Here is a 23829-nt window from a genome sequence, read left to right as displayed (position 1 = left end):
GACGCTATTCCACGACCCGGATGAGCTTCCGCTCCAGCACCCGCAGCACGGTCTTCAGATCGTGCCCGCGCTTGAGGATCTGGCCATCCATGCCGATGACCGCATACATCCCCTGCTTGCTGCGCAGCTTGGGCCGTTTCTCGATCCGGTAGATCGGCGTCTCGGCGGTGCGGCGGAAAATCGAGAAGACAGCCACATCCCGAAGGCAGGAAATGCCGTAATCCCGCCATTCGCCTGCGGCCACCATCCGGCCGTAGATACCCAGGATCGCACTCAGTTCTATTCGGTGAAAGGCCACCTGCTGCGGCAGGTGGCCGACGGACAAGGGTGTCGGAGACTCCATGTTCATGCACCAACTCTGGGCCGGAGCCTGCATCAAATCAACGTAGAAATGCATCCCGCCGCATTTCAGTCGCAAAAAAACCTCAGGATTTCCGCAGGCTGCCCTCACCCGCGCCACGTCGCGAAGGCCATCCTTGGCGATGTAGTGGGCTACGGCTCATCCGGTGCCGCGGATTAACAGCCCCCACCCAGCCGCGGCACCGGAGCTACCAACCCCCCCCCGAATTGCTTGCAGAGACCTGACGCATCGATCGTGCGCACCCGTCGCGGTATGCCCCGGCCCCGGTCACGGCATGTCCCGAAAGGATTGACGCCCTCGGCATCACAGGCTACCCCGCCGCCCTCATCCGAATGGGGGTACGCATGGCACGCAGACGCAAGGGGCGCGATATTTCCGGCTGGGTCATCGTCGACAAACCGGCCGGCCCGACCTCCACCGCCGTCGTGAACAAGGTCCGGTGGGCATTCGAGGCCAGGAAAGCCGGGCACGCCGGAACGCTCGATCCGGCGGCGACCGGCGTACTCGCCGTGGCGCTTGGCGAGGCGACCAAGACCGTTCCCTATGTCACCGACAGCCTGAAGGCCTACCGCTTCACGATCCGGTTCGGGCAGGCAACCAACACCGACGACGCCGAGGGCGAGGTGATTGCCCAAAGCGATTCCCGCCCGGCGAACGATGAGGTCGAAGCGGCCTTGCCCGCCTTCACCGGCGATATCCTGCAGGTCCCGCCGAAGTATTCGGCGGTGAAGATCGACGGCGAGCGGGCCTATGCGCTGGCCCGCGAGGACGAGGATTTCGAGATCGCCGCCCGCCCGCTCTTCGTCGACAGCCTGCGCCTGGTCGCGCGGCCCGACGCCGATCACGCGGAACTGGAAATGGTCTGCGGAAAGGGGGGCTACGTGCGCTCGATCGCGCGCGACCTCGGCGCGGCGCTCGGATGCCACGCGCATGTGACCGCCCTGCGCCGCATCTGGTCCGGCCCGTTCGATACCGAGGGCGCCCTGACCTGGGAGACGCTGGAGGCGCAGGCGCGCACACCGGATCTGGACCGCTGGCTTCGGCCGCTTCAGGAGGGGCTGACGGACCTGCCGATGCTCCCCTGCACCCCCGAAGGCGCGGCGCGCCTGCGCAACGGCAATCCGGGCATGGTCTTGTCCGCCGCCGGGGTGGAATACGGCGACCTCGCCTGGGCGGCCTACCAGGGCCAGCCCATCGCGATCGGCACCTACCGCAGCGGCGAGTTGCACCCGGCGCGCGTCTTCAACCTGCCGACAGCCGGATGATCGCGCGCGACCACGTCAAGGGCGACGCGCCGTCGTCCGCGCTCTACTCGGATTGCGAGCTGTACCGCTATGCCCTGACGCGCCGCTGGGACGCGCAGGGGCAGCATCTGCTCTACATCATGCTCAACCCGTCCAAGGCGACAGAGAAAGCGAACGATCCGACCATCGAACGCTGCGAGCGCCGCGCCCGCGCCCTGGGCTATGGCGCCTTCACCGCCTGCAATATCTTCGCCTGGCGGGAAACCGATCCGGCCAATCTCCGCCGCGCGGCGAACCCCGTCGGGCCGGAGAACGACGCCGTCCTTCTCGCACACTGCGCGCAAGCCGACACGATCCTTTGCGCCTGGGGCGTCCATGGGGAGCATCTGGACCGCGGCGCTTCGGTCGAACGGCTGTTGCGCGGCGCCGGCCATCCGCTGATGACCCTCGGTCTCACGCGCCACGGCCACCCGCGCCATCCGCTCTATGTAACCTACGCGGCACGGCCCGTGCCATGGCCGGTCGGCGCGGAGGCGCCCTGAGCGGCGCAAAAACGCTTCCGTCCCGGCCGGATTTCCTCTATATGCCCGCATCCGCGCTGCGAATCCGTGGCGTGGATACCTCTCCATGGGCCCTGCTGGACGACATCCCGGCTTGCGCCATTCACTCAAACCTCAAGGAGACCCCGATGTCGATCACAGTCGAAGACAAAGAACGCGTCATCAAGGAATACGCCACCAAGGACGGCGACACCGGTTCGCCGGAAGTCCAGGTTGCGATCCTGACCTCGCGGATCAACACGCTGACCGAGCACTTCAAGACCCACAAGAAGGACAACCACTCCCGTCGTGGCCTCCTGAAGCTCGTCGCGCAGCGCCGGAAGCTGCTGGACTACCTGAAGGGCAAGGACGAGGCGCGCTACAGCGACCTCATCAAGCGCCTGAACATCCGCCGCTGACCGTAGCGACATGGAATACCGGAAAGGGTCGCTTCGGCGGCCCTTTCTCATTTCGGGCACCCCCACCAGACCCGACGGTTCCCGTCCCGGTCAGGCCATCCACAACGGCCCTGCCAGCGCGTCCGGCGCCGGCGGCAGACCGCCCGCTCCGGGCGGCGGAACGCGGTCAATGGGCATTGGCACACCAACGAAGTGCTTTTCAAGCGTCCCAATCCCGTGTATCCGCGCAGAATCTGAGACGTGGTGCGACAGACCCCGGCACCGTGAAGGAAGATAGAAGGGGTCGGCGGCAATGGGGCCGCCATTCAAACGGGAGACCCGGGATACGCCCGGGAGTGCTCCCAGACAGGATACGCTAGATGTTCAATGAAGTGAAAAAATCAATGCAGTGGGGGCAGGAGACGCTCACACTGGAAACCGGCAAGGTTGCGCGTCAGGCCGATGGCTCCGTCATCGCGACGCTGGGAGAGACCTCGGTGATGGCCAACGTGACCTTCGCCAAGGAACCGAAGCCGGGGCAGGACTTCTTCCCGCTGACCGTTCATTACCAGGAAAAATATTATGCCGCCGGCAAGATCCCCGGCGGGTTCTTCAAGCGGGAGGCCCGGCCGACCGAGAAGGAAACGCTGACCGCGCGGCTGATCGACCGCCCCTGCCGTCCGCTCTTCGTGCCCGGCTTCAAACACGAAGTGCTGGTGATGTGCACGGTTCTGAGCCACGACCTCGTGAATGACCCCGACATCGTCGCGATGATCGCCGCATCGGCTGCGCTGACGATCTCCGGCGTGCCGTTCCGAGGCCCGATCGGCGCTGCCCGCGTCGGCTACGTCGACGGCGAATACGTGCTGAACCCCGAAGTCGCGGACATGGACCAGCTGCGCAACAACCCCGAGCAGCGGCTCGACCTGGTTGTCGCCGGCACCAAGGACGCGGTGATGATGGTCGAATCCGAAGCCTACGAGCTGTCGGAAGACGAGATGCTGGGCGCCGTGGTCTTTGCACACGAGCAGATCCAGCCGGTGATCGACCTGATCATTTCGCTGGCCGAAGAGGCCGCGAAGGAGCCGTTCGACTATCAGGCGCCGGATTACGCCGACCTCTATGCCGCGGTGAAGGCCGCCGGCGAGGAAGAAATGCGCGCGGCCTATGCGATCCTCGACAAGCAGGAACGCACCAACACCGTTGGCGCCGTCCGCACCAAGATCATCGAGGCGCTCACCGAGGAGCAACAGGAAGACGCCAACCTCGGCTCCGCGCTGAAGAAGCTGGAATCGTCCATCCTGCGCGGCGACGTCGTCAAGAACGGCAAGCGTATCGACGGACGCTCCACCACCACGGTGCGCCTGATCGAGGTCGAGGCAGGGCTCCTGCCGCGCACCCACGGCTCCGCGCTCTTCACCCGCGGTGAGACGCAGGGTCTGGTCGTCACCACGCTGGGCACCGGCGAGGACGAGCAGATCATCGACGCGCTGCACGGCAATTTCCGGTCCAACTTCCTGCTGCACTACAACTTCCCGCCCTACTCGGTCGGTGAAGTTGGCCGCGTGGGCGGTCCGGGCCGCCGCGAAATCGGCCACGGCAAGCTCGCATGGCGTGCATTGCAGGCCGTCCTGCCGGCTGCGACCGACTTCCCCTACACGATCCGGCTTGTCTCCGAGATCACCGAGTCCAATGGCTCGTCCTCCATGGCCACCGTCTGCGGCTCCTCGCTGTCGATGATGGACGCGGGCGTGCCGCTAAAGGCGCCGGTGGCCGGTGTCGCGATGGGTCTCGTGCTGGAAGAGGACGGCTCCTACGCCATCCTGACCGACATCCTGGGCGACGAGGATCACCTCGGCGACATGGACTTCAAGGTCGCTGGTACCGAGGCGGGCATCACCTCGCTGCAGATGGACATCAAGGTCGCCGGCATCACCCCGGAGATCATGAAGAACGCCTTGGCCCAGGCCAAGGAAGGCCGGATGCACATTCTCGGCGAGATGGGCAAGGCGCTCTCCGAGGGCCGCAGCGAATTCTCCGCCCACGCCCCGCGCATCGAGACCATGCAGGTCCCGACCGACAAGATCCGCGAAGTGATCGGCTCGGGCGGTAAGGTGATCCGCGAGATCGTGGAAACCTCCGGCGCCAAGGTCGACATCAACGACGACGGCGTGATCAAGATCGCCTCGCCGAATGCCGAAGCCATCCAGAAGGCCTACGACATGATCTACTCGATCGTGGCCGAGCCGGAAGAAGGCAAGATCTACAAGGGCAAGGTCGTGAAGATCGTCGATTTCGGCGCCTTCGTGAACTTCTTCGGCAAGCGCGACGGCCTCGTGCACGTCTCCCAGATCGAGAACCGCCGCCTGAACCATCCCTCCGATGTGCTCAAGGAAGGTCAGGAAGTCTGGGTCAAGCTGCTGGGCTTCGACGACCGCGGCAAGGTACGTCTGTCGATGAAGGTCGTGGACCAGGAAACCGGCGAGCCGGCCAAGAAGGAGGAAGCGGCCAACTAGGGCGCTTCTGATCCTTGTTCAGAATGTGCGGGTGGCAATGCGGACGCGTTGCCGCCCGCAATTCGTTTCGGAGGGGGGGTCAGCCGCGTTCGCGCAGCCGGTCTTCCTCATCCGCGACGTTGATCCCGAGGGCGTCCATCCCGTCTTCGAGAAAGCTCGCGAGTTCCGGGATTCCTGTCAGGTAGTCTTCCGTCGGCGCGGTCCGTTCGGCGCGCGCGGTGGCGAGCGCATCCTCCAGCTCGTCGGCCATGAAGCTCTCCCGGCCGATCCACATGCAGGCAACGAGGCTGACCTGCTCGTCCACGTTCAACCCGGAGATGTAGTCCCGCAAACGGCCGTTGTCCGGACCGAATTCGCGAGCCAGAGCGATGACCCTCACAACCTTTCCAGTGCTGATGTCGAGCATCGTCCTTTCCTTTCATTCTGTTCCTTAGTTTTCCCCGCCACGCGGGCAGAGGCAAGCGGAACCGTCACCGCTGGCGCTAACTTGTTGCAAGAAGGGCCGGGAATGGTGCCGAAAAGGCCAGTCCCGCGGCTTTGCCAGCCCCGAAGCGGTCATTTGCGCGCGGCGGGCCAGTTTCAGCCAACCGGCCAATCGTGGTTCCGGGCATCGGGTCGCCCGCTGCAGGCCCGACGCCCCGCCGCCGTCATTGCGCCGCCGTCGCCAGCGTGGATTCCGACAGGATCGCATCGGCAACATCGGCGGCACTCGCCAGGCCGTCCTCGTGAAACCCGCTCTTCATCCACGCGCCGCAGAACCACGTCCGCGCCTCGCCGTTGCGTTTGGCGAGCGCCTCCTGGGCAGCGAATGCCGCGAGGTTGTAGACCGGGTGATGCATCGTCGTCTGGTCGTAGATCAGCTCGTCGCGGATCGGGCGCGTGCTGTTGAGCGTGACAAACAGCGGGTCGCTTGCGGGAATCCCCTGAAGCGCGTTCATCCAGTAGGTCAGGTCAATCCGCTCGCATCGTTTGCCGGGCGCCTCGGCGTAATTCCAGGCCGACCAGCAGGCGCGGCGGCGTGGCATCACCGACGAATCCGCATGCAGCGTCACGTCGTTGGGCCGAAAGGCAATCGCCGCGAGCGCGGCTTGCTCGTGCGGGAGCGGGTCGGCAAGCAGCCCCAGCGTGTCGTTGGAATGGGTCGCAAACACCACATCGTCGAACCGTTCCCAATCGCCGCCCCGGGCGCGCAGGTCCACGTAGCCGGGCCCGCGCCGGACGGCCGCGACCGGGCTCGCCAACCGGGTCTCCACCCCCTGCCGCGCAAGTTCGCGGCCAAGGCGCGAGACGTATTGCACCGAACCGCCGCGCACCGTGTACCACTGGTGCTGGCCGGTGTGGTGCAGAAGCGCGTGGTTGCGGAAGAACTCGACCATGGCACGCGCCGGAAAATCCAGGATCTCCCGTGCCGGGGTCGACCAGATCGCGCCCGACAGCGGCGACAGGTAATAGTCGCGAAACCACCGGCCGGTTCCCAGGGTGCGGAGCAGATCGCCGATCGTGGCGCCGGGCGCCATGGCAACGGCCGCTTCCGCGCGGCTGTTGAACTTCACGATGTCCCGGATCATCCGCAGGAACGACGGCCGCGCGAGATTGCGCCGCTGCGCGAAGAGCGTGCGAATGTTGCGCAACCCGTATTCGATCCGCCCGCCGTCGATCGACGCGGCGAATGTCATGTCCGACGGCGCAACCGGCACGTCGAGCCGGTCGAACAGGGCGGTGAGCCGTGGATAGTTCGGGCGGTTGAACACGATGAAGCCGGTATCGACGGGTTGATCCCCGTGCCGCCCCGCCACGAGGGTGCGCGCGTGGCCGCCCAGCCGCGCACCCCCCTCGAACAGAACGACGCGATGATGATCCGCGAGGAAGTGCGCAGCGCCCATGCCGGAAATGCCCCCCCCCACAACGGCGATCCTGCGGGGCGCGGCGGCGGCTCTGTCGAAAGGCATGCACTCGTCCTCCTGGTGACGGCAACGTTCGGCGCGGTTGCCGTCGTTTTTTTTCCCTACGTTTCGGCTTTGTGAGTGGATCACAAGATTTTTTTCGTCCGTCGACGTGATCTGATCGCGGTGCACCGGCGTAGAAGTGGCATGTTGACCGAGACAATATCCGCGCCCTTTGCCGTTTCGCGCGTCCCGCCCGCCACCTATAGTGTCCCCAAAAGCAAGCGGGACGAGAACAGGGTCGCGGTGTCACAGACGTCTATCGAACAAACGGATTGGGCCAACCATGTGCTGCGCATCTGCACGCACGGGGATCAGGCGGCGTTTGCCGAGCTGTTCCAGCATTTCGCACCGCGCGTGAAAGCCTTCCTGATGAAATCCGGAGCCAGCCCGACGCTGGCCGAGGAATGCACGCAGGAGGTCATGGCCACGCTCTGGCACAAGGCGCACATGTTCGACCCCGCGAAGGCGAGCGTTGCCACCTGGGTGTTCACCATCGCGCGGAACCGGAAGGTCGACATGCTGCGGCGCCAACGCCGCCCCGAACCGGAAGATCTCCCCTGGGGGCCAGAACCGGAGCCGGAACAGGCCGACGTGCTGTCACGGCAGCAAGAGGCAGAGCGGCTCGCAAAGGCCATCGCGGCGCTTCCGGAAAAGCAACGCACACTCGTGCAGGATGCGTATTTCGGTGACTTGTCACATCGGGAAATCGCAACGCGCACAGGGCTGCCGCTTGGAACCATCAAATCGAGACTGAGGCTGGCGCTGGACCGATTGCGCCATGAAATGAAGGGGGTGAACGAATGACCGTTCATCATCAGATATCCGACGAATACCTGACGGACTACGCCGCCGGCAATCTGGCCGAAGCGTTCAACCTCGCCGTGGCGAGCCATGTATCGCTCTGCCCCGAATCGCGTGCGCGGCTGGATGAGATCGAGGCCGTCGGCGGCGCCGTACTAGAGCATTGCGAAACCGCGTCGATGCCTGCCGGCAGCCTGGAGGCGACGCTTGCGCTCATCGCGGCCGGCCCGCCCGCAGCGGCGGCCCCGCCGCCTGCCGGCCATTGCACCGTGTTGCCCCAACCGGTCCGCGACTACGTCGGCGGAGACATTTCCGCCGTCCGGTGGCGGCCGGTCGGCATGGGCGTCAAACAGGCGATCCTGAGCACGTCGGACGAGGCAACCGCGCGCCTGCTCTACATTCCGGCCGGCTGCGAAATGCCCGATCACGGACACCGTGGGCTGGAAATGACGCTGGTTCTGCAAGGCGCCTTTCTGGACGGGGAAGACCGCTTCGCGCGCGGCGATCTTGAGGTCGCCGACGACGATGTCTCCCACATGCCGGTGGCCGACGAGGGCGAGGATTGCATCTGCCTGGCCGTGACCGAAGGTCCGCTGAAGTTCTCGGGCCTGCTGCCGCGCCTCGTTCAGCCCTTTCTCAAGATCTGAGCAGGGGCGGCTCCCGCCCGCCCGCCGCGCATCGCAGATGCGCGTCCGGCGGTTGGGCCGTGCCGCGCGCGCCGCGCGCGGCACCAGCACCGTTCAACCGTCCTGACGCAGGATCTGCACCGGCGCCCGGGTGCCTGGCGGTGCCGGGGGCGTGGTCTCATCGGCAAGCTCGTCGAAATCGAAACTGTCGAGCCTGCGCGCGCGCTTGCCGGCCTTCTCGGCGCTGATCCGGATCTCTCCGATATCCTTGGCCGCCTGCGAGAAATGCTTGTCGAGGTTTCCGACCCGCGTCTCCAGCCGTTCCACGTCGCCGTGCAGCAGCCCCAGTTCGCGCCGGATCGCGCCTGCCTGCTCCCGCATCCTTGCATCCTTGAGCACCGCGCGCATCGTGTTGAGCGTGGCCATGCAGGTGGTGGGCGAGACGATCCAGACGCGGGCCGCGAACCCTTCCCGCACGAGGTCCGGGAAGTTCGCGTGCAGTTCCGCGTAAACCGCTTCGGAGGGCAGGAACATCAACGCCCCGTCCGCCGTCTCCCCCTCCAGGATGTATTTCTGCGAAATCGCCTTGATATGCGCCTTGACGGCGGTGCGCATGGATTTGGCGGCCTCGTTCAGCTCCCAGGGCGTCCCGGCGTTCCGCAGCGCCTCGTAGGCTTCCAGCGGAAACTTGCTGTCGATCACGATGGGTCCGGGCGGGTTGGGCAGGCGGATCAGGCAATCGGCCCGTTTGCCGTTCGAGAGCGTCGCCTGCCAGTCGTAGCTGTCCTTTGGCAGCGCCTTGGAGACGATGTCCTGAAGCTGGATCTCGCCAAAGGCACCGCGCGTCTGCTTGTTGGACAGGATGTCCTGCAACGACAGCACGTCGCCGGAGAGTTTCTCGATCTTGGCCTGGGCGCGGTCGATCGTCTCCAGCCGCTGCTGCAACTCACCGAGGGACCGCGCCGTGCGGGTCGACGAGCCCTGCAGGCTTTCCCCCATCCGCGTCGTCACCTCGGCCAGCCGCGCCTCCATCAGTTGCAGCATCTGCGCCTGCGCCTGGGTCTGGGCCTCGGAGACGTGGGTCAATCCGCCCGCCAGTTGCTGCTGCCCGTCGCCAAGCGCCTGCACCCGGTGCCCAAGCGCCGCGACCTGCTGCAGCATCGGTTCCGCCAGCCGTGCCGCGGCACCGGCGCGGCGCACGGCCAGCACGAGCAGGACGAAGAGCAGCACCAGTGCCGCCACAGCCGCCAGCGCCGCGAGCGTCACCGGGTCGGAGAGAGAGATCTGGGTATCGCCAAGCTGTATCATGTGCGCCCGAAAAGCCTCTCGATATCGCTCAGCTTCAACTCCACATAGGTCGGCCGGCCGTGGTTGCACTGGCCGGAATGCGGCGTCGCCTCCATCTGGCGCAGCAGCGCATTCATCTCCTCGGCGCGCATCCGCCGCCCCGACCGGATGGAGCCGTGGCAGGCCACCCGGCTCAGCACCGCGTCGATGCGGCTGCCGAGCGTCGTGCTGTCCCCGAGATCGGCGATCTCGTCGAGGATGTCGGCAAGCAGACGGCCCGCGTCGATCTCGCCGAGGATGGCCGGGGTCTCCCGCACCGCCACGGCGCCGCCGCCAAAGGGTTCCAGCGTGAGGCCAAGGCGTTTCAACTCGCCGGACAGCGCAAGCAGCCGCTCGCAATCGCCCTCCGAGAGCTGCACGATCTCGGGGATCAGAAGCGCCTGCGCCGCCACGCCGGTCTCGGCGACCTGGCGCTTGAGCTTCTCGTAGACCAGCCGTTCATGGGCCGCGTGCTGATCCACGAGCACGATGCCGCTCGCCGTCTGTGCGACGATGTAGTTCTCGTGAACCTGCGCGCGGGCTGCACCGAGCGGCAAATGCTCCGCCGCGGGTTCCTGCGGGTCCGGCTCGATCCGGGCGGAGGGGGCGGCGGTTTCCGCGAATCCCGGCGTTTCGGCGGGCGGCGCCTGGAAGCGGTAGGCGGTGTCGAGTGCGCCCCGCGACGGGCGGTCCATCTGGTAGACGCGCGGGGCGGTGGCCGCATCCGGTACCCCCTCGGGGCGCATCGCGCCGAGGGTCGCGCCGGCAACCGTGGTGGAGGCGCGATGCCCGGCCTCCGCCAGCGCGTGCCGCAGGCCGGAAACGATCAGGCCGCGCGCCGTGCCGGGCTCGCGGAACCGGACCTCGGCCTTCGCGGGGTGCACGTTCACATCCACCAGTTGCGGATCGCAATCGATGAACAGAACCGTCGCCGGGTGCCGGTCGCGGGAGAGGAAATCCATGTAGGCCGCGCGCAACGCGCCGATCAGCAGCTTGTCCCGCACCGGCCGGCCGTTGACGAAGAGGTATTGCGCCACCGCCGAGCCGCGCGAATAGGTCGGCACTGCCGCGAGCCCCGTCAGGCGCAGCCCCTCGCGCTCCGCATCGAGCGATATCGCGTTCTCGACGAACTCGGTCCCGAGCACGCGCCCGATCCGCCCCCGCAGGGCGTCGAACAGATCCCCGGTCTCCGCATCGGCGCGGAAGCTCACGCGCCCATCGCCGCCCCCGGTCACGTCGCACAACGTGAAGGCCACCGCGGGTTCGGCCATCGCCAGGCGCTTCACCACGTCGCCAATGGCCTGCGCTTCCGCCCGGTCGCTGCGCATGAACTTGAGCCGCGCCGGCGTGGCGTAGAACAGATCCCGCAGTTCCACCACCGTGCCGCGGGTGAGCGCGGCGGGTGCGACAGCCCCCATCGCGCCGCCGTTGACGGCGACGCGGGCCGCCTCGGCACTGCCGGCGGCGCGGCTCGTCACGCTCAGCCGCCCGACCGCGCCGAGCGAGGCCAGCGCCTCGCCGCGAAATCCGAAGGACCGGATGTCCAGCAGGTCGCTGCCGTCGATCTTGGATGTCGCGTGCCGCGCGAGCGCCAGCGGCAGGTCGCCCGCCGGAATACCGCAGCCGTCATCGGTGACGCGGATCAGGCTCTTGCCGCCATCGGCGACGGCAATCTCCACGCGCCGCGCCCCGGCGTCGACCGCGTTCTCCACCAGCTCCTTGACGGCGGAGGCCGGCCGCTCCACGACCTCGCCGGCCGCGATGCGGTTGATGACGGTCTCGTCAAGCTGACGAATGATCGGCGTATCTGCCGATTCAGTGCTCATATTGGGGTGGGCGGCGGACATACCACAAGAGGTAGCATGCCCGCCGAGATTCGACCAGAGCGTTGGCGCACCATCCGCAGACCGGCTAACGGCGTGTCACGGCCCGCCCCGTGCCGTCCTGCGAACGGCGCCGCGCCTTATCCGGCGCTAGTTGCTGGCGGTAAGCCCCGCGGGCTTGCCCACGACGACGAAATGCAATTGCTCCGGATCGACAAGCTCCGTGGCCACGCGGCGTACATCCTCCAGCGTCACGGCGCGGATCTTGTCGTTGCGCGTGCGCACATAGTCGGGGGTCAGCCCGTCCATCTGCATTCCGACGAGAATATTCGCAATCCGACCGTTGCCGTCGAACCGCAGCGGATAGGCCCCCGTCAGGTAGGTCTTGGCGCTCTCCAGCTCCTCTTCCGTCACGCCCTCGGCGGCAAGCTTCTCCCATTCGGCACGCACCACCTCGACCGTTTCGGCCACACGGTCATTCGCGGACGACACGTATCCCATGAGCATCTCCGAGAGGTTCATCGGATAGAGGTAGACGCCGATCCCGTAGGTCAGCCCGCGTTTCTCCCGCACTTCCCCCATCAGGCGCGAGGAGAATCCGCCACCGCCGAGAATATGGGTCATCACATAGGCCGGGAAGAAATCCGGGTCATGCCGCGTCAGCCCGCGCTGGCCGAAGCTCACCACCGATTGCGGCGTATCGAACTCGACCACCGTCACACCGCCGTCCAGCGTGTAGTCGATCCGGTCCGGCATCGGTGCGCCGGTTTCCGGCAGGTCGCCGAGCAGGCGGTCGAGCAACGCGCCGAGTTCGTCGGCGGTGATGTCGCCCACGGCCGATACATACACACGATCCCGCGCAAGCACGCGGCCATGCGCCTCCACGATGTCCTCTCGCGTCAGCGCGGCAACGCTCTCCGCCGTGCCGTCCAGCGGCGCGCCGTAGGGATGCGCGCCGAAAGCGAGCTCCGCGTAGGTGTTGGAGGCGATGGTTTCCGGGTCTCGCGTATCAGAGTCGATGCTGGACAGCACCTGCCCGCGCACACGTTCCAGTGCTTCCTCATCGAAGCGCGGCTCCACGAGCGCCTGCCGCAGCAGGTCCAGCGCCTCGTCGCGATTCTCTGTCAGGACCTTTGCCGAGATCGACAAAGCGTCATTGCGCACGTCGAAATCGAATTCCGCAGCGAGGCTTTCGGTCGCGACGGCGAAATCGCGGGAATCCATCTCGCCAGCACCTTCTTCCAGAAGGCCGGTCATCAGGTTGATCGCACCGCGCTTTCCGGGCGCGTCGACGCTTGCACCGCCGCGGAACCGCAGTTCCAGTGCAAGGAACGGGATCGAATGCTCCTCGACCAGCCAGGCGTCTATGCCGCCGGGCGACGTGACCTCGTGAATATCGACGTCGGCCCGGGCCGGAACTGCAAGCACAACCGCGGTAAACGCGGCGATAAGCACTCTGATCACTGGGTCACCTCCTCAGGCGCGTTTTCCTGAGCCGGGCGGGAGAGATACCCCGTCACGGCGCGGCTGCGGTCGAACAGGCGCTCGGCTGCGGCCATCACGTCTTCCGGCGTTACGGCATCCAGAATGTCGGGCCACGCCTGAACATCCGCCACGGTCAGCCCGCTTGTCAGGGCCTCGCCATAGCCGCGCGCCAGGGATTGCAGGCTGTCCTTGCGATAGATTTCGGAGGCCCGGATCTGCGTTTTCAGTCGCTCGAAGGCCTCAAGATCGACGCCCTGGTCAAAGAACGTCGCGATCATGCGGTCCATGTCGGCCTCGGCTTCTTCAAGGCTGCGCTCCGGCGTCGGCATAACCAGCAACGAGAACGTCGTATCGTCGAGCGACATGCCGTCGTAGAAGGCGCCGGTATAGAGTGCGACCTTCTCCTCCACCTCCAGCGTTCGTCCCATCAGGGAAGTCTGACCGGACCCGCCGAGCAGTTCGGCAAGGAACGTCAGCGCCGCCGCGTCTTCCTGAGCGCCCGCATCCCGCTCAGGCGCGAGGTAGCTGCGCATCACATAGGGCTGTGCCACCCGTGGGTCCTCGTAGGAAATCCGCCGCTCGGCGATCTGCGGCGGCTCGGTCGGGCGCGCGCGCGCCTCGAGGTCCGGATTGGCCGGGATCGGCCCGAAGTGGGTTTCGGCAAGCGCGCGCACATCGTCGGGCGCAACGTCTCCCGCCACGATGAGCACGGCATTGTTCGGTGCGTAGTTCAGGCGGTAGAAGTCCAGCGCGTCCTGCCGGCTCAGCTCTTCCATCTCGTGCCGCCACCCGATGATCGGAATGCCGTAGGGGTGGTTCAGGTACTGCGCGGCAGCGCGTTGCTCGCCGAAGAGCGCGCCGGGGGAGTTTTCCGTCCGCTGGTTGCGTTCCTCGATAATCACGTCGCGCTCGGGATCGACCTCCGCGTCGCTCAACACGAGGTCGGTCATACGGTCCGCCTCCATCTGCATCATGAGCCCGAGCCGGTCGGCGGCGACACGCTGGAAATAGCCCGTGTAATCCTGGCTGGTGAAGGCATTGTCCGACCCGCCGTTCTGCGCCACCGTCTCGGAGAATTCGCCCGGTTCAAGCTCGTCGGTGCCCTTGAACATCAGGTGCTCCAGGAAATGCGCAATGCCGGACTTGCCCGGGGGCTCGTCGGCGGCACCGACCCGGTACCAGACCATGTTGACCACCACGGGCGCGCGGTGGTCCTCGATGACGACCACGTCCATCCCGTTGTCGAGCGTGAAACTGCTGACGGTTTCCGCCATCGCCGGCAATGTCAGCGCGCAACTCGCCGTCAGTGCGAGCCCGATCCTTCGAAGCATCTATTTCCCCCTTCGGAGTGCATTGGGTGACAATACGTCGGCGCCACGCCAAGGCAACCGCGTCAACAGGGATGTGAAAGGGGAGTGAGGGCTCTACTCGTCCGTGCCGCTGGGCGGGGCCGCCGGTGTCGGGTAGCCGGCCCGGCGCCATTGCTGCAACGTGGCGTGCTGGTTCAGCTCCTGGTCACTGTAGGCGCGGTAGTAGGTCGGAACCCGGAACAGGCGTTCCAGCGGCCTTCCGTTGTTCCGCTTCCGGAACGCGAAGTCTTCGGCGGCCAGTTCGGCGCGGATATTCGGCTGGATGCCGTATCGTGTCGACTGCCGGATCAATGCCGCGTCGCCGGTCAGCGTGCCGTCGGGACGCATCCGTGCCGGGCTGCCCCCAAGCGCCGCAACCGCGTCCTCGCGCGGCGTGGCATCGGTACGGTTCAGCCCGCCCGGCGTCGGCGCCGGCAGGGCCCCGTAGCTCTGCGGCATCTCGATCGGCTTGGTCGGCAGGATGGCGAATTCGTCCGGGGTCACCTTGCCCCGTTCGATATGCATGATCCGCGGATCCCTCGACCCGCAGGCAGTCACGACGAAAACGAGCGCAAGCGCGGCGCCTGCCCGTATCATCCCCGTCACCCGCATTGCTGCCTCCTGCCTCGATCTTTCGTCTGTCTACCGCACCCGAACGGCCCCGTCACGGGGCCAATTTCGACTTGCTCCGATCGCCGCTAAAGAGCACCAGTCCGATCGCGCCGGCAAATATGAAAACGTCCGCAACGTTGAAAACATACGGGTTGTGGATGCCGCAGCAGGACATGTTCAGAAAATCCCGCACACCCGGGTACAGCAGGCGGTCGAGCGCGTTGCCGAGCGCGCCGCCGATGATCAGGCCGGCGGACAGGAACTCGATCCGGCGATCGAAGCTCCGCCGCGCCCAGACAAGAAGCCCCGCGCAGAGCGCCAGCGTCAGGCCGATCAGGAACCAGCGCTGCGCATCCGAGTTCGCCGCGAACAGCCCGAAATTAACCCCTGTATTCATACCCTTGCGAAGCTCCAGCAGCGGCGGCACCACCGGGATGTGCTCCAGCGTCACCAGGTCCAGCACGTAGAAAACGTGGTGCTTGGACCATTGGTCGATCCCGAAAGCCGCCGCCGCAACGATCCAGAGCATCCGCATGGGTCAGTGCCGGAAATGGCGCATGCCGGAGAAGACCATGGCGATCCCGGCCTCGTCGGCTGCCGCGATCACCTTGTCGTCGCGCATCGACCCGCCCGGCTGGATGACGGCCGTCGCGCCGGCCTCGGCCGCCGTCAGCAGCCCGTCCGGGAAGGGGAAGAATGCGTCCGACGCCACCACCGACCCCCTGGTGAGCGGCGCGGCCAGGCCCAACTCGGCCGCCATGTCCTCCGCCTTCCGGGCGGCGATGCGGGTCGAATCGACCCGGCTCATCTGGCCCGCGCCGACACCCACCGTCGCCGCGTCCTTGACGTAGATGATGGCGTTGGATTTCACGTGCTTGGCGACCTTCCAGGCAAAGAGCAGGTCGGCGATCTCCTCCGGGCTCGGCGCCCGTTTCGTCACCACCTTCAGATCCTCCGCGGTGATATGGCCGGTGTCCTTGTCCTGCACCAGATACCCGCCGGAGACCTGCCGGATCGTGGAGGCCGCCGCGCGCGGGTCCGGCAAGCCGCCGGTGGTGAGAAGGCGCAGGTTCTTCTTTGCCTGGAACACCTCGCGCGCCCCGTCGTCGGCATCGGGGGCGATGACCACCTCGGTGAAGATCTCCGCAATCGCCGCCGCCGTCGCCGCGTCGAGCGTCTGGTTGAGCGCGATGATTCCGCCGAAGGCCGAGGTGCGGTCACAGTCGAAGGCGCGCCGATAAGCCTCCTCCAGCGAGGCACCGCGCGCCACGCCGCAGGGGTTGGCGTGCTTGATGATGGCGCAGGCCGGCCCGTCCTCCGGTGCGAATTCCGACACCAGTTCGAAGGCGGCGTCGGTGTCGTTGATATTGTTGTAGCTGAGGTCTTTGCCCTGGTGCTGCACCGCCGTCGCAACGCCCGGCCGGTCGGACCCGTCCTTGTAGAACGCCGCCTTCTGGTGCGGGTTCTCGCCATAGCGCATGGTCTGCGCCAGCGTTCCGGCCACGGCGCGGCGGCGCGGCGTCTCCACCCCGATGGCGCCAGCCATCCACGTCGACACGGCGGCGTCATAGGCCGCGGTGCGGGCATAGGCGATCTGCGCCATCTTCTTGCGGAACTTGGGGCAGGTGGCGCCGTCATGCTGATCCATGTCGCCCAGGAGCGTCTCGTAATCCTCCACGTCGACAACGACCGTCACGAACGCATGGTTCTTCGCCGCAGCCCGAATCATCGCCGGGCCACCGATGTCGATGTTCTCGATGCAGGTGTCGTAATCCGCGCCCTTCGCCACCGTCGCCTCGAACGGGTAAAGGTTCACCACCAGTAGGTCGATCTCGCCGATCCCGTGCTCAGCCATCGCCGCAACATGCGCGTCGTTGTCGCGCAGCGCCAGCAGCCCGCCATGGACCTTCGGGTGCAGCGTCTTGACCCGCCCGTCCATCATTTCGGGAAACCCCGTAACGTCAGACACATCGGTCACCGCCAGCCCGGCGTCGCGCAAGGTCCCGGCAGTGCCGCCCGTCGACAGAAGCTCCACACCGCGCGCGGCGAGCGCGCGTCCGAGATCCACGAGGCCCTCCTTGTCGGAAACGGACAGCAGGGCACGGCGAATGGGGCGGGGCTCGGTCATGGCGGCATTCCTCAGCTCGGTCAGTTCACAGGTCGTCGTCGTCACGGACGACGTCGCGGATCGCCTGCGGGGTATCCTGTGCCTTGGCCAAGGTCCAGTTCAACTGGCAAGCCGTCTCCAGAACCCGCCCGAAAAGCACAATCTGTCGCGTCGCGCGCGGCTTCAGACGGCCGGGTTCGAGGTAAACGCTGGGCTGAAGCGCCAGCCTGCCGTCGCCGGAATAGCGGAACACCCAAATCTCGCCGCTCTTGAGGGCGAGCGACACCGCGGTGCCGCCCATGTCGAGTTTGGCCTCCACGTCGGGATGCAGGTGGAACCGGATGGAGAAGGCAACGCCCTGAAGCTGCGCGCCCTCCATCCGCCGTTGCAGGGTGCGCCTGTCAGCATCGGTCAGCGCGCCGAGCGTGTCCTCGCCCATGAGTTCGCGGCCGTCGCGTGTCAGGGTGAGTTGGCGGACATGCGTGAGCCCATGGGTCGACGCGTAGCCGTCGTGGCCGACCAGCAGCCGCACCGCGCGCGGGCCGGAGGATGGCTGGACCCGGACATCCGTGGGCAGATCGTGCAGGATCTCGCCGCGACGCCCGCGGCCAAGGCCCACGACACCGAGCCGCGACGAGGAAAACCCGTCCACCCCGAGTGTCGAATGGCTCGGCGTGGCACGCCCTGCGCGCCGCCATGTCTCGCCGAAGGTCGCGCCCGGGCCGCAGTTCACGATCAACGGTCGCCGTGCGGAGGTCAGCTCGAAGGCCAGCGTCGAGGCATGTGCATTGATCGACGCCACGCCAATCGGCGGCAGCGCGGCGTCGACGATAACTGTCGTGCGTCCGCCGACGAGTCGGGCGAAGCCCATGGCAAGGCCCTCGTGATGCTCCGGCCGGATGCCCGAAGCCGCCAGCGCATGATCGAGCCATCCCTCGACACCGCAACCGCCGCCGTGGAACCGCGCAAGGCTGCCGTCGGCGTGGCGCAATGCCCGCAGCGTCGGGGCAATCCGGACAATCGCCGCCTCGTGGTCCGGCTCCGGCTTGCGGCCGGTTTCGAGGAGCGCCTGCGCGGCCCAGATCAGGAGGGTGAAGACCTCCAGAAGCTCCTCCGGATTCCGTGTCGGCAGCCCACCTTCATCGTCGATTTCGCGGGCGCATTCCTGGGCGAGCGCCTTGACCGCCGGTGCGACATGCCCCTCCATCCCGGTGAGCGCGAGCCCGGCATAGATCAACCCGGTGAGTGCCTCGAAACGGGCGAGTCCCGGTGGCGTCACCTGCCACCGGCGCGCGAGGTAGATCGTTTGCGCGCCGAGAGAGGAGAAGAACGCCTGCGATGCCACGCGGTCGCGGGCATGAAGCAGGAACACCGCGTGGTTGATCCAGCGGATCAGCCGCCGCCCCGTGAGCGCCGGTTCCCATCCGGGGCCAACCCCGCGCCCGTACCGTCCGAGCCAGCTCCATGTCCATTCCTGCGCGCGCTGTCGCGCTTCGGGGCTTCCGACCGCCGCCAGATCGTCGAGCCAGCGAAAGCCGTGCAGTTCCTCTTCGAAGCGCGGCGACGGCATGGAGACGTTCCAGAGCGCCATGTCCGGCGCTTCCACCAGATGACCCGCGAACAGCAGGTTGCCGGCAATCAGTTGGCGCCCCCGCGAGACCGTGCCGATCGTCCGCGGTTCTGGATGGGAGACGAACCCGGTGGCCGGACGCGACCGCACCGCCCGGCGGGCATGCCAGCGGTTCGCGAAACGGACACGCCGTTCGTGCCAGCTTGGAGTTCCGTCCACTTGGTCCATGGTTTGTTGCGTGGCCCTTGTTCGCCCGATGCTCGATTTTTCCTTGAGTCTAGGAGCCTGAGCGGACGGTGTCAGGCCTTGCGCAGGGCCGCAATGAAAAACCCGTCGAGACCGCCGCGTTCGGGCCACATCTCGGGCGTTGTGCGCAAGGCACCGGGGCTGGCAATCCACTGCGGGTCGAGACCGGCAAGCGCGGCAACGGCGTCCGGGTCCGGGCGCAGGCCGTCGTGCCGCTCCAACAGTCCCTTGACCTGCGCCTCGCCCTCCTCGGGCAGCAGCGAGCATGTGCAGAAGACGAGCCGCCCGCCCGGGGCCAGCATCTCCACCGCCCGGTCCGCCAGCGCCGCCTGGATCTCCACCAGCCCCCGCAGGTCGGTTGCGTCCTTGACGAAGGGCAGATCGGGGTGGCGGCGGATGGTGCCCGTGGCCGAGCAGGGCGCGTCGAGCAGGATGGCGTCGAACGGCGCCGGCGGTTGCCACTCCAGCCCGTCCGCGACCACCACGTCCGCCGCAAGCCCGGTGCGCGCGAGGTTGGCGTGCAGGCGTTCCAGCCGCGTGTCCGAGGCATCGAGTGCTGTCACCGCCGCGCCCGCGGCGGCAAGCTGCAGCGTCTTTCCCCCCGGTGCCGCGCAGAGGTCCAGCACGCGTTCCCCCTGCCGTGGCGCAAGCACCTTCGCCGGCAGGGCTGCCGCGGCGTCCTGCACCCACCAATCGCCGTGATCGTACCCCGGCATGGCAGAGACCTGCCCCGGCCGCGCCAGCCGGATCGACCCGGTGGGCAGCGTCTCGCCGCCAAGCGCCTCCGCGAGCGCCGCATCGGGCGCCTTCGCCGTGATGTCGAGCGGCGCGCCGGCGGCCTGCGCGGCCTCCATCCGAGCGACGCGGGCATTGCCATAGGCACTCCCCAGCCGCCCGCGCAGCCAGTTGGGCAACCGTTGCGGCGGCGCGGCCTCCCACGACCCGGTCCCGGCCTCGGACACCCGGCGCAGAACCGCGTTGACCATCGGCGCGGCAGAGGCCTGCTGCTCCCGCGCCAGCGCCACCGCCGCGTTCACCACGCCATGCGCCGCCGCCCCCTCTGCCAGCAGCTCCACCGTGGCAAGGCGCAGCACCGCCCGCACGCCCGGCTTCGGGTTGCGCTTCAGCCAGGGTTTCAGCGCGGCATCCGCCCGCCCCGCCTGCCGCAGCGTGGTCCGCGCCAGCCGCCCGGCACGCGCGCGCACCTCCGGCGGCGCCTCGCCGAAATGCGGATGCGCCTCCATCTCCGCCAGCGTCAGCCGGTCCTCCCAGACCCCCTGCAGAAGCTCCAGCGCCAGGCGGCGCGCGGCGGTTCCTCCGGCTTGGCTTTGGCCCATGCGCGGGTCCTTCTCATTGCGTTTCGACCCGCGCGGCGTATATCACAAGTTGCACAGCGACAAGGAAGACAGCATGTCCGACGACACCGCAGACCCCGGCAAGGCCCCCGCGGACCTGCCGCCAGCCGCCCAGCGCGCGCTGGCCGAAGCCGCCGAGCGGCGCGCGAAGGCAGAAGCCGAGGCCAGGGAAATGCCCACCGAACTGGGCGGCCGCCGCGATGGCCTTGAACCCGTGCGCTACGGCGACTGGGAGAAAAAGGGCCTGGCGATCGACTTCTAGTCCGGTCCCGCCGACTTGGCGCCACCGGGCCGGCGAAACGCGGCGATCAGCGTCTCGCCCAGGCCAAAACCGCAGCGGCGATAGATCCGCCCCGCCTGGCTCTCGGCATCGGCGACGATCACCGGCAGCGCGGCCGGATCCCGGGCCGCGGCCCAGCCGAGACCTGCGGTGACCAGCGCCGCACAGATCCCGCGCCGCCGATGACTGGCCCGCGTCTCCACGTCCTGAAACCGCGCGAGCCCCTCCGCGACGAAGATCCCCAGATCCCCCACCAGCAGATCGCCCGCGAAGGCCCCGAACCAGCACCCCCAGCCCTCCGCGACCTGCATCCGGCGATTCGCGAAGCGCTTGCGGATATAGGGCTGGTAATCCGCATAGGTGTGGCCCGCCGCGATTCCGGTCTCGACCTGCAACGCGACCGCCTGGTCCCATTCCGACGCGGCTTCCAGCGGACGGATGGAAATCCCCTCCGGGCAGGGCGCGGGGTTGGCGGCGCCGGAAAGCGTCAGCACATCGCTGAAATCGACCTCGAATCCCTCGGCCCTGAGGCGGTCCAATTCCGGCGAGGCCGCCATGCCCGGCGCGTCCCAGACCAGCGTGACATGCTTCGCATCGGGAAAATCGGCGCGGAACTGCGCGATCTGGCGCTCCGGATCGACGCGCCCCTCGCGAAAGATCACCATGTTGCCGAACCAGAAATCCGGCTCCGACGGCACGCGCAGGACAACGCGGTCAGGATGCGCCTCGGTCTGGCCGAGGCCGCGCAGCACCATGATATCGCTTCTGAGTCCGAGGCTCCTGAGCCGGGTCACAACCCCAGCACATCCAGCATCGAGTAATGCCCCGGCATCTTGTCCTGCCCCCAGAGCGCCGCCTTCAGCGCGCCACGGGCAAACAGCGCCCGGTCGCTGGCGACATGGCGCAGGACAATGCGCTCCCCGGCACCGGCGAAGATGACATCGTGCTCACCCACGATATCGCCGCCCCGGATCGCCGAGAAACCGATGCTCCCCGGCGCCCGCGCCCCGGTGATCCCGTCGCGTGCCGCGACATAGGATTGCTTGAAATCCAGCCCGCGCCCCGCCGCGGCCGCCTCGCCCAGCATCAACGCCGTGCCCGAGGGCGCGTCGACCTTGTGGCGATGGTGCGCCTCGACCACCTCGATATCGAAATCGGCATCCAGCGCGGCCGCGACCTGCTTGGTCAGTTGCGTCAGCAGGTTCACGCCAAGGCTCATGTTCCCCGCGCGCACGATCACCGCGTGGCGCGCCGCCGCGTCGAGCTTCGCGATATCCTCGTCGGTCAGCCCCGTGGTGCCGATGATATGGACCGCCCGCGCCTGCGCGGAGAGGGTGGACAGCGCCACCGTGACCTGTGGCGTGGTGAAGTCGATCACACCCTGCGCACCGGCCATCGCCTCCAGCGGGTCGTCCGTCACCCGCAGGCCCGCCGCCGGCCCGTTCATCGCCGTGCCGATATCCTTGCCGATCCAGTCGTGACCGGGCCGTTCCACGGCACCGGCCAGCCGCATCCCCGGATGCGCCTGAACCTCGCGCACCAGCATCTGGCCCATGCGGCCGGATGCACCCATGACGACGATCCCCGGTGTGTCACTCATCTGCCTGTCTCCGATTTCGCCCGTCTCCTCTACCTGAGCCCGGCCCCGCTGGCAAAGCCCCGCTTGCGAATTGGCCGCCGCCGCCCTAGTTGGATGCCATGGCAAAGAACAAGTTCCATACCGGTCCCGGCCCGTCGCAGCGTCAGCTCCGCGTCGGCGAACTGATCCGCCGTCGCCTGTCCGACGTGCTGGCCCACGGCGACGTGCACGACCCGGACCTGAACCGGATGTCGATCACCGTGTCCGAAGTCCGCACCTCGCCCGACCTCAAGGTTGCGACGGCCTACGTCCTGCCGTTGGGCGGCGATCACGCCCCCGAGGCACTGGAGGCACTCAATCGCAACCGCTCGGAACTCCGCCGGACCGTCGCGAAAGGACTCGCGCTGAAATATTCGCCGCAGCTGCGTTTCGTGCTGGACGATACGTTCGACCGCATGGACGCGACACGCCGGATGTTCTCCGAGGAGCGGGTACAGCGCGACATTGCCGCGTCGCACGACGATGACGATGGCCACTGAGTCGCGTCCGTTCGTGGCAGCCTTCGGTATTCGCGTGCTCCTGGCGGCACTCCTGGCGATCGCAATACTGCCGGGCGCCCTCCGGGCCGACCCGGAATGCCGCAAGATCGTGCACGAGGCGAACCGCTATTCGGTCTGTACCGCGCACGCCGACCGTGACGAACTCCGCCTGTGGCACAGCGATGGCTCCGGCCGCCTCTACGGCAGCTTCCCGGCCATCGAATCTGCCCTGCAAGCCAAGGGGAAACGCCTCGCCTTCGCGATGAATGGCGGCATGTACCACGAGGACCGCCGGCCCGTCGGGCTCTACCTGGAAAACGGCCTCCAGCGCGCGCCCCTTGTCACCCGCGACGGCCCGGGCAACTTCGGCCTGCTTCCCAATGGCGTGTTCTGCATCCACGACGGCAGCGCGGCAGTGATCGAAAGCCGCCGCTATGCCGCCGACACCCCCGCCTGCCGCTACGCCACGCAATCCGGCCCCATGCTGGTCATCGACGGCGCGCTGCATCCCCGCTTTCTGGTGGACAGCGACAGCCGATACATCCGCAATGGCGTCGGCGTCGAAGCCGATGGCGTGACCGTGCATTTCGTGATCTCCGACAACAGGGTCAATTTCCATTCGTTTGGCCGGTTTTTCAGGGACATCCTGAAAACGCCCAACGCGCTCTACTTCGATGGCAAGGTCTCGCGTCTTTTCGCACCGTCGCTGGGCCGCTCGGATGCAGGCTTCTCGCTTGGCCCCATCGTCGGGGCCGTGGCCCCCGCGGGGTAGCGGGGCGGCCCGCGCCATCTCCGGGTCGCGGCGTGGCGCTCCAGATGTGGGCATGTGCGATGCGGTCGAAGACACCGGGATAGACCAAGACCAAGGCGCCGACGTCGAGCAATCGCCGGGCTCAAACCTCCGCGTACCCGAACCGGTCCACCGGAAGGCGCAGCCAGCGCCCGGCGATACCGTGCGCGCCGAAGCTGGCAAGGGGGCGGCCGGCGGCGCGGCACCGGCCCCGGTCGATCACCGCGACGGCACGGCGGCGATGCGGATACCCGCCGGGCACCCCTGCGCGGAGGTGTGCCCGGGGGGGTTGCTCTTTTTCCATCTCGGCCATGTTTGCCGCGAAGGTTAACGAGTG

The 23829-nt window shown here is 67.4% G+C and carries 24 protein-coding genes; 9 read left to right on the top strand and 15 right to left on the bottom strand.

The window, feature by feature from the left end:
- Positions 1–4: 4 nt before the first annotated feature.
- A complete protein-coding gene (locus ARC39_RS24670; protein ID WP_068119414.1) occupies positions 5–349 on the bottom strand; it encodes a DUF2794 domain-containing protein in 345 nt (114 codons plus the stop codon).
- A gap of 356 nt (positions 350–705) precedes the next feature.
- On the opposite strand from ARC39_RS24670, the gene truB reads away from it, so the two are divergent.
- The 4 genes from truB (at position 706) to pnp (ending at position 5058) form a co-directional block, all read left to right on the top strand.
- Positions 706–1626 (top strand): tRNA pseudouridine(55) synthase TruB, encoded by a 921-nt coding sequence (truB, locus tag ARC39_RS24665; protein WP_068119376.1) that lies wholly within the window; start codon positions 706–708, stop codon positions 1624–1626.
- A complete protein-coding gene (locus ARC39_RS24660; RefSeq protein ID WP_068119373.1) occupies positions 1623–2147 on the top strand; it encodes a DUF1643 domain-containing protein in 525 nt (174 codons plus the stop codon). Before truB ends, ARC39_RS24660 begins: the two co-directional genes overlap by 4 nt.
- Positions 2148–2293: 146 nt before the next feature.
- Positions 2294–2563, top strand: coding sequence for a 30S ribosomal protein S15 (rpsO, locus tag ARC39_RS24655; protein ID WP_068119412.1), 270 nt, complete (start codon positions 2294–2296; stop codon positions 2561–2563).
- Between the two features lie 359 nt (positions 2564–2922).
- The gene (pnp, locus tag ARC39_RS24650; RefSeq protein ID WP_068119369.1) at positions 2923–5058 is read left to right on the top strand and encodes a polyribonucleotide nucleotidyltransferase; all 2136 of its coding nucleotides are present in this window, start codon (positions 2923–2925) and stop codon (positions 5056–5058) included.
- Positions 5059–5137: 79 nt separating this feature from the next.
- Here pnp and ARC39_RS24645 read toward each other — a convergent pair whose 3' ends face one another.
- Together ARC39_RS24645 and ARC39_RS24640 are read right to left on the bottom strand one after the other, a co-directional pair.
- Positions 5138–5464: a DUF3775 domain-containing protein gene (locus ARC39_RS24645; protein ID WP_068119367.1), complete on the bottom strand. Its 327-nt coding sequence runs from the start codon at positions 5462–5464 to the stop codon at positions 5138–5140.
- Between the two features lie 241 nt (positions 5465–5705).
- The gene (locus ARC39_RS24640) at positions 5706–7007 is read right to left on the bottom strand and encodes an NAD(P)/FAD-dependent oxidoreductase (RefSeq protein WP_068119409.1); all 1302 of its coding nucleotides are present in this window, start codon (positions 7005–7007) and stop codon (positions 5706–5708) included.
- 240 nt (positions 7008–7247) lie between these two features.
- Here ARC39_RS24640 and ARC39_RS24635 point away from each other — a divergent pair, with 240 nt between their 5' ends.
- Positions 7248–7808, top strand: coding sequence for a sigma-70 family RNA polymerase sigma factor (locus ARC39_RS24635; protein ID WP_368085992.1), 561 nt, complete (start codon positions 7248–7250; stop codon positions 7806–7808).
- Positions 7805–8452, top strand: a complete 648-nt coding sequence (locus ARC39_RS24630) for a ChrR family anti-sigma-E factor (RefSeq protein WP_068119364.1) — start codon at positions 7805–7807, stop codon at positions 8450–8452. The genes ARC39_RS24635 and ARC39_RS24630 overlap by 4 nt, the downstream gene beginning before the upstream one ends.
- A 93-nt stretch (positions 8453–8545) precedes the next feature.
- On the opposite strand, the gene ARC39_RS24625 is transcribed toward ARC39_RS24630, so the two are convergent.
- From ARC39_RS24625 to ARC39_RS24585, 9 genes are all read right to left on the bottom strand, one after another.
- A complete protein-coding gene (locus tag ARC39_RS24625; RefSeq protein WP_068119362.1) occupies positions 8546–9739 on the bottom strand; it encodes a DNA recombination protein RmuC in 1194 nt (397 codons plus the stop codon).
- Positions 9736–11604, bottom strand: coding sequence for a DNA mismatch repair endonuclease MutL (gene mutL / locus ARC39_RS24620; protein ID WP_068119360.1), 1869 nt, complete (start codon positions 11602–11604; stop codon positions 9736–9738). The genes ARC39_RS24625 and mutL overlap by 4 nt, the downstream gene beginning before the upstream one ends.
- Positions 11605–11730: 126 nt before the next feature.
- On the bottom strand, positions 11731–13041 hold the full coding sequence (locus ARC39_RS24615; protein WP_068119403.1) for a M16 family metallopeptidase: 1311 nt from the start codon (positions 13039–13041) through the stop codon (positions 11731–11733).
- Positions 13041–14396, bottom strand: a complete 1356-nt coding sequence (locus ARC39_RS24610) for a M16 family metallopeptidase (RefSeq protein WP_068119358.1) — start codon at positions 14394–14396, stop codon at positions 13041–13043. The genes ARC39_RS24615 and ARC39_RS24610 overlap by 1 nt, the downstream gene beginning before the upstream one ends.
- A gap of 93 nt (positions 14397–14489) precedes the next feature.
- The gene (locus ARC39_RS24605) at positions 14490–15026 is read right to left on the bottom strand and encodes a DUF3035 domain-containing protein (protein ID WP_068119356.1); all 537 of its coding nucleotides are present in this window, start codon (positions 15024–15026) and stop codon (positions 14490–14492) included.
- 52 nt (positions 15027–15078) lie between these two features.
- Positions 15079–15561 (bottom strand): signal peptidase II, encoded by a 483-nt coding sequence (lspA, locus tag ARC39_RS24600; RefSeq protein WP_068119354.1) that lies wholly within the window; start codon positions 15559–15561, stop codon positions 15079–15081.
- A 3-nt stretch (positions 15562–15564) separates the two neighbouring features.
- Entirely contained in the window at positions 15565–17154 is a 1590-nt protein-coding gene (gene purH / locus ARC39_RS24595) for a bifunctional phosphoribosylaminoimidazolecarboxamide formyltransferase/IMP cyclohydrolase (protein WP_068119351.1), read from the bottom strand.
- A gap of 25 nt (positions 17155–17179) precedes the next feature.
- Positions 17180–18931: a heparinase II/III family protein gene (locus tag ARC39_RS24590; protein ID WP_068119348.1), complete on the bottom strand. Its 1752-nt coding sequence runs from the start codon at positions 18929–18931 to the stop codon at positions 17180–17182.
- Between the two features lie 71 nt (positions 18932–19002).
- On the bottom strand, positions 19003–20286 hold the full coding sequence (locus ARC39_RS24585) for an RsmB/NOP family class I SAM-dependent RNA methyltransferase (RefSeq protein ID WP_068119345.1): 1284 nt from the start codon (positions 20284–20286) through the stop codon (positions 19003–19005).
- A 73-nt stretch (positions 20287–20359) separates the two neighbouring features.
- On the opposite strand from ARC39_RS24585, the gene ARC39_RS24580 reads away from it, so the two are divergent.
- Positions 20360–20566: a DUF1674 domain-containing protein gene (locus ARC39_RS24580; RefSeq protein WP_068119400.1), complete on the top strand. Its 207-nt coding sequence runs from the start codon at positions 20360–20362 to the stop codon at positions 20564–20566.
- On the opposite strand, the gene ARC39_RS24575 is transcribed toward ARC39_RS24580, so the two are convergent.
- Positions 20563–21378, bottom strand: coding sequence for a GNAT family N-acetyltransferase (locus tag ARC39_RS24575; RefSeq protein WP_236545396.1), 816 nt, complete (start codon positions 21376–21378; stop codon positions 20563–20565). The genes ARC39_RS24580 and ARC39_RS24575 overlap by 4 nt on opposite strands.
- Positions 21375–22184: a 4-hydroxy-tetrahydrodipicolinate reductase gene (gene dapB, locus ARC39_RS24570; protein ID WP_068119341.1), complete on the bottom strand. Its 810-nt coding sequence runs from the start codon at positions 22182–22184 to the stop codon at positions 21375–21377. The genes ARC39_RS24575 and dapB overlap by 4 nt, the downstream gene beginning before the upstream one ends.
- Positions 22185–22282: 98 nt before the next feature.
- Between dapB and rbfA the strand changes: the two genes are divergently transcribed.
- On the top strand, positions 22283–22702 hold the full coding sequence (gene rbfA / locus ARC39_RS24565) for a 30S ribosome-binding factor RbfA (protein ID WP_068119337.1): 420 nt from the start codon (positions 22283–22285) through the stop codon (positions 22700–22702).
- 28 nt (positions 22703–22730) lie between these two features.
- Complete coding sequence (locus ARC39_RS24560; RefSeq protein WP_068119397.1) at positions 22731–23474, top strand: phosphodiester glycosidase family protein; 744 nt, start codon at positions 22731–22733, stop codon at positions 23472–23474.
- 121 nt (positions 23475–23595) lie between these two features.
- On the opposite strand, the gene ARC39_RS26330 is transcribed toward ARC39_RS24560, so the two are convergent.
- Positions 23596–23829, bottom strand: a 234-nt coding sequence (locus ARC39_RS26330) for a hypothetical protein (RefSeq protein ID WP_236545395.1), incomplete at its 5' end; no start/stop codon positions are given.

The sequence above is a fragment of the Tropicimonas marinistellae genome, from assembly GCF_001509585.1.
GTDB lineage: Bacteria > Pseudomonadota > Alphaproteobacteria > Rhodobacterales > Rhodobacteraceae > Tropicimonas > Tropicimonas marinistellae.
The sequence above is the reverse complement of the archived record's forward strand: the minus strand, read 5'-3'. Positions and strand labels throughout refer to the sequence as shown.

Bases quoted from the DNA above. Each gene is read 5' to 3' on its own strand.
- ARC39_RS24670 (WP_068119414.1), bottom strand. From the start codon at position 349: ATGAACATGGAGTCTCCGACACCCTTGTCCGTCGGCCACCTGCCGCAG.
- truB (WP_068119376.1), top strand. From the start codon at position 706: ATGGCACGCAGACGCAAGGGGCGCGATATTTCCGGCTGGGTCATCGTC.
- ARC39_RS24660 (WP_068119373.1), top strand. From the start codon at position 1,623: ATGATCGCGCGCGACCACGTCAAGGGCGACGCGCCGTCGTCCGCGCTC.
- rpsO (WP_068119412.1), top strand. From the start codon at position 2,294: ATGTCGATCACAGTCGAAGACAAAGAACGCGTCATCAAGGAATACGCC.
- pnp (WP_068119369.1), top strand. From the start codon at position 2,923: ATGTTCAATGAAGTGAAAAAATCAATGCAGTGGGGGCAGGAGACGCTC.
- ARC39_RS24645 (WP_068119367.1), bottom strand. From the start codon at position 5,464: ATGCTCGACATCAGCACTGGAAAGGTTGTGAGGGTCATCGCTCTGGCT.
- ARC39_RS24640 (WP_068119409.1), bottom strand. From the start codon at position 7,007: ATGCCTTTCGACAGAGCCGCCGCCGCGCCCCGCAGGATCGCCGTTGTG.
- ARC39_RS24630 (WP_068119364.1), top strand. From the start codon at position 7,805: ATGACCGTTCATCATCAGATATCCGACGAATACCTGACGGACTACGCC.
- ARC39_RS24625 (WP_068119362.1), bottom strand. From the start codon at position 9,739: ATGATACAGCTTGGCGATACCCAGATCTCTCTCTCCGACCCGGTGACG.
- mutL (WP_068119360.1), bottom strand. From the start codon at position 11,604: ATGTCCGCCGCCCACCCCAATATGAGCACTGAATCGGCAGATACGCCG.
- ARC39_RS24610 (WP_068119358.1), bottom strand. From the start codon at position 14,396: ATGCTTCGAAGGATCGGGCTCGCACTGACGGCGAGTTGCGCGCTGACA.
- ARC39_RS24605 (WP_068119356.1), bottom strand. From the start codon at position 15,026: ATGCGGGTGACGGGGATGATACGGGCAGGCGCCGCGCTTGCGCTCGTT.
- lspA (WP_068119354.1), bottom strand. From the start codon at position 15,561: ATGCGGATGCTCTGGATCGTTGCGGCGGCGGCTTTCGGGATCGACCAA.
- purH (WP_068119351.1), bottom strand. From the start codon at position 17,154: ATGACCGAGCCCCGCCCCATTCGCCGTGCCCTGCTGTCCGTTTCCGAC.
- ARC39_RS24590 (WP_068119348.1), bottom strand. From the start codon at position 18,931: ATGGACCAAGTGGACGGAACTCCAAGCTGGCACGAACGGCGTGTCCGT.
- ARC39_RS24585 (WP_068119345.1), bottom strand. From the start codon at position 20,286: ATGGGCCAAAGCCAAGCCGGAGGAACCGCCGCGCGCCGCCTGGCGCTG.
- ARC39_RS24580 (WP_068119400.1), top strand. From the start codon at position 20,360: ATGTCCGACGACACCGCAGACCCCGGCAAGGCCCCCGCGGACCTGCCG.
- dapB (WP_068119341.1), bottom strand. From the start codon at position 22,184: ATGAGTGACACACCGGGGATCGTCGTCATGGGTGCATCCGGCCGCATG.
- rbfA (WP_068119337.1), top strand. From the start codon at position 22,283: ATGGCAAAGAACAAGTTCCATACCGGTCCCGGCCCGTCGCAGCGTCAG.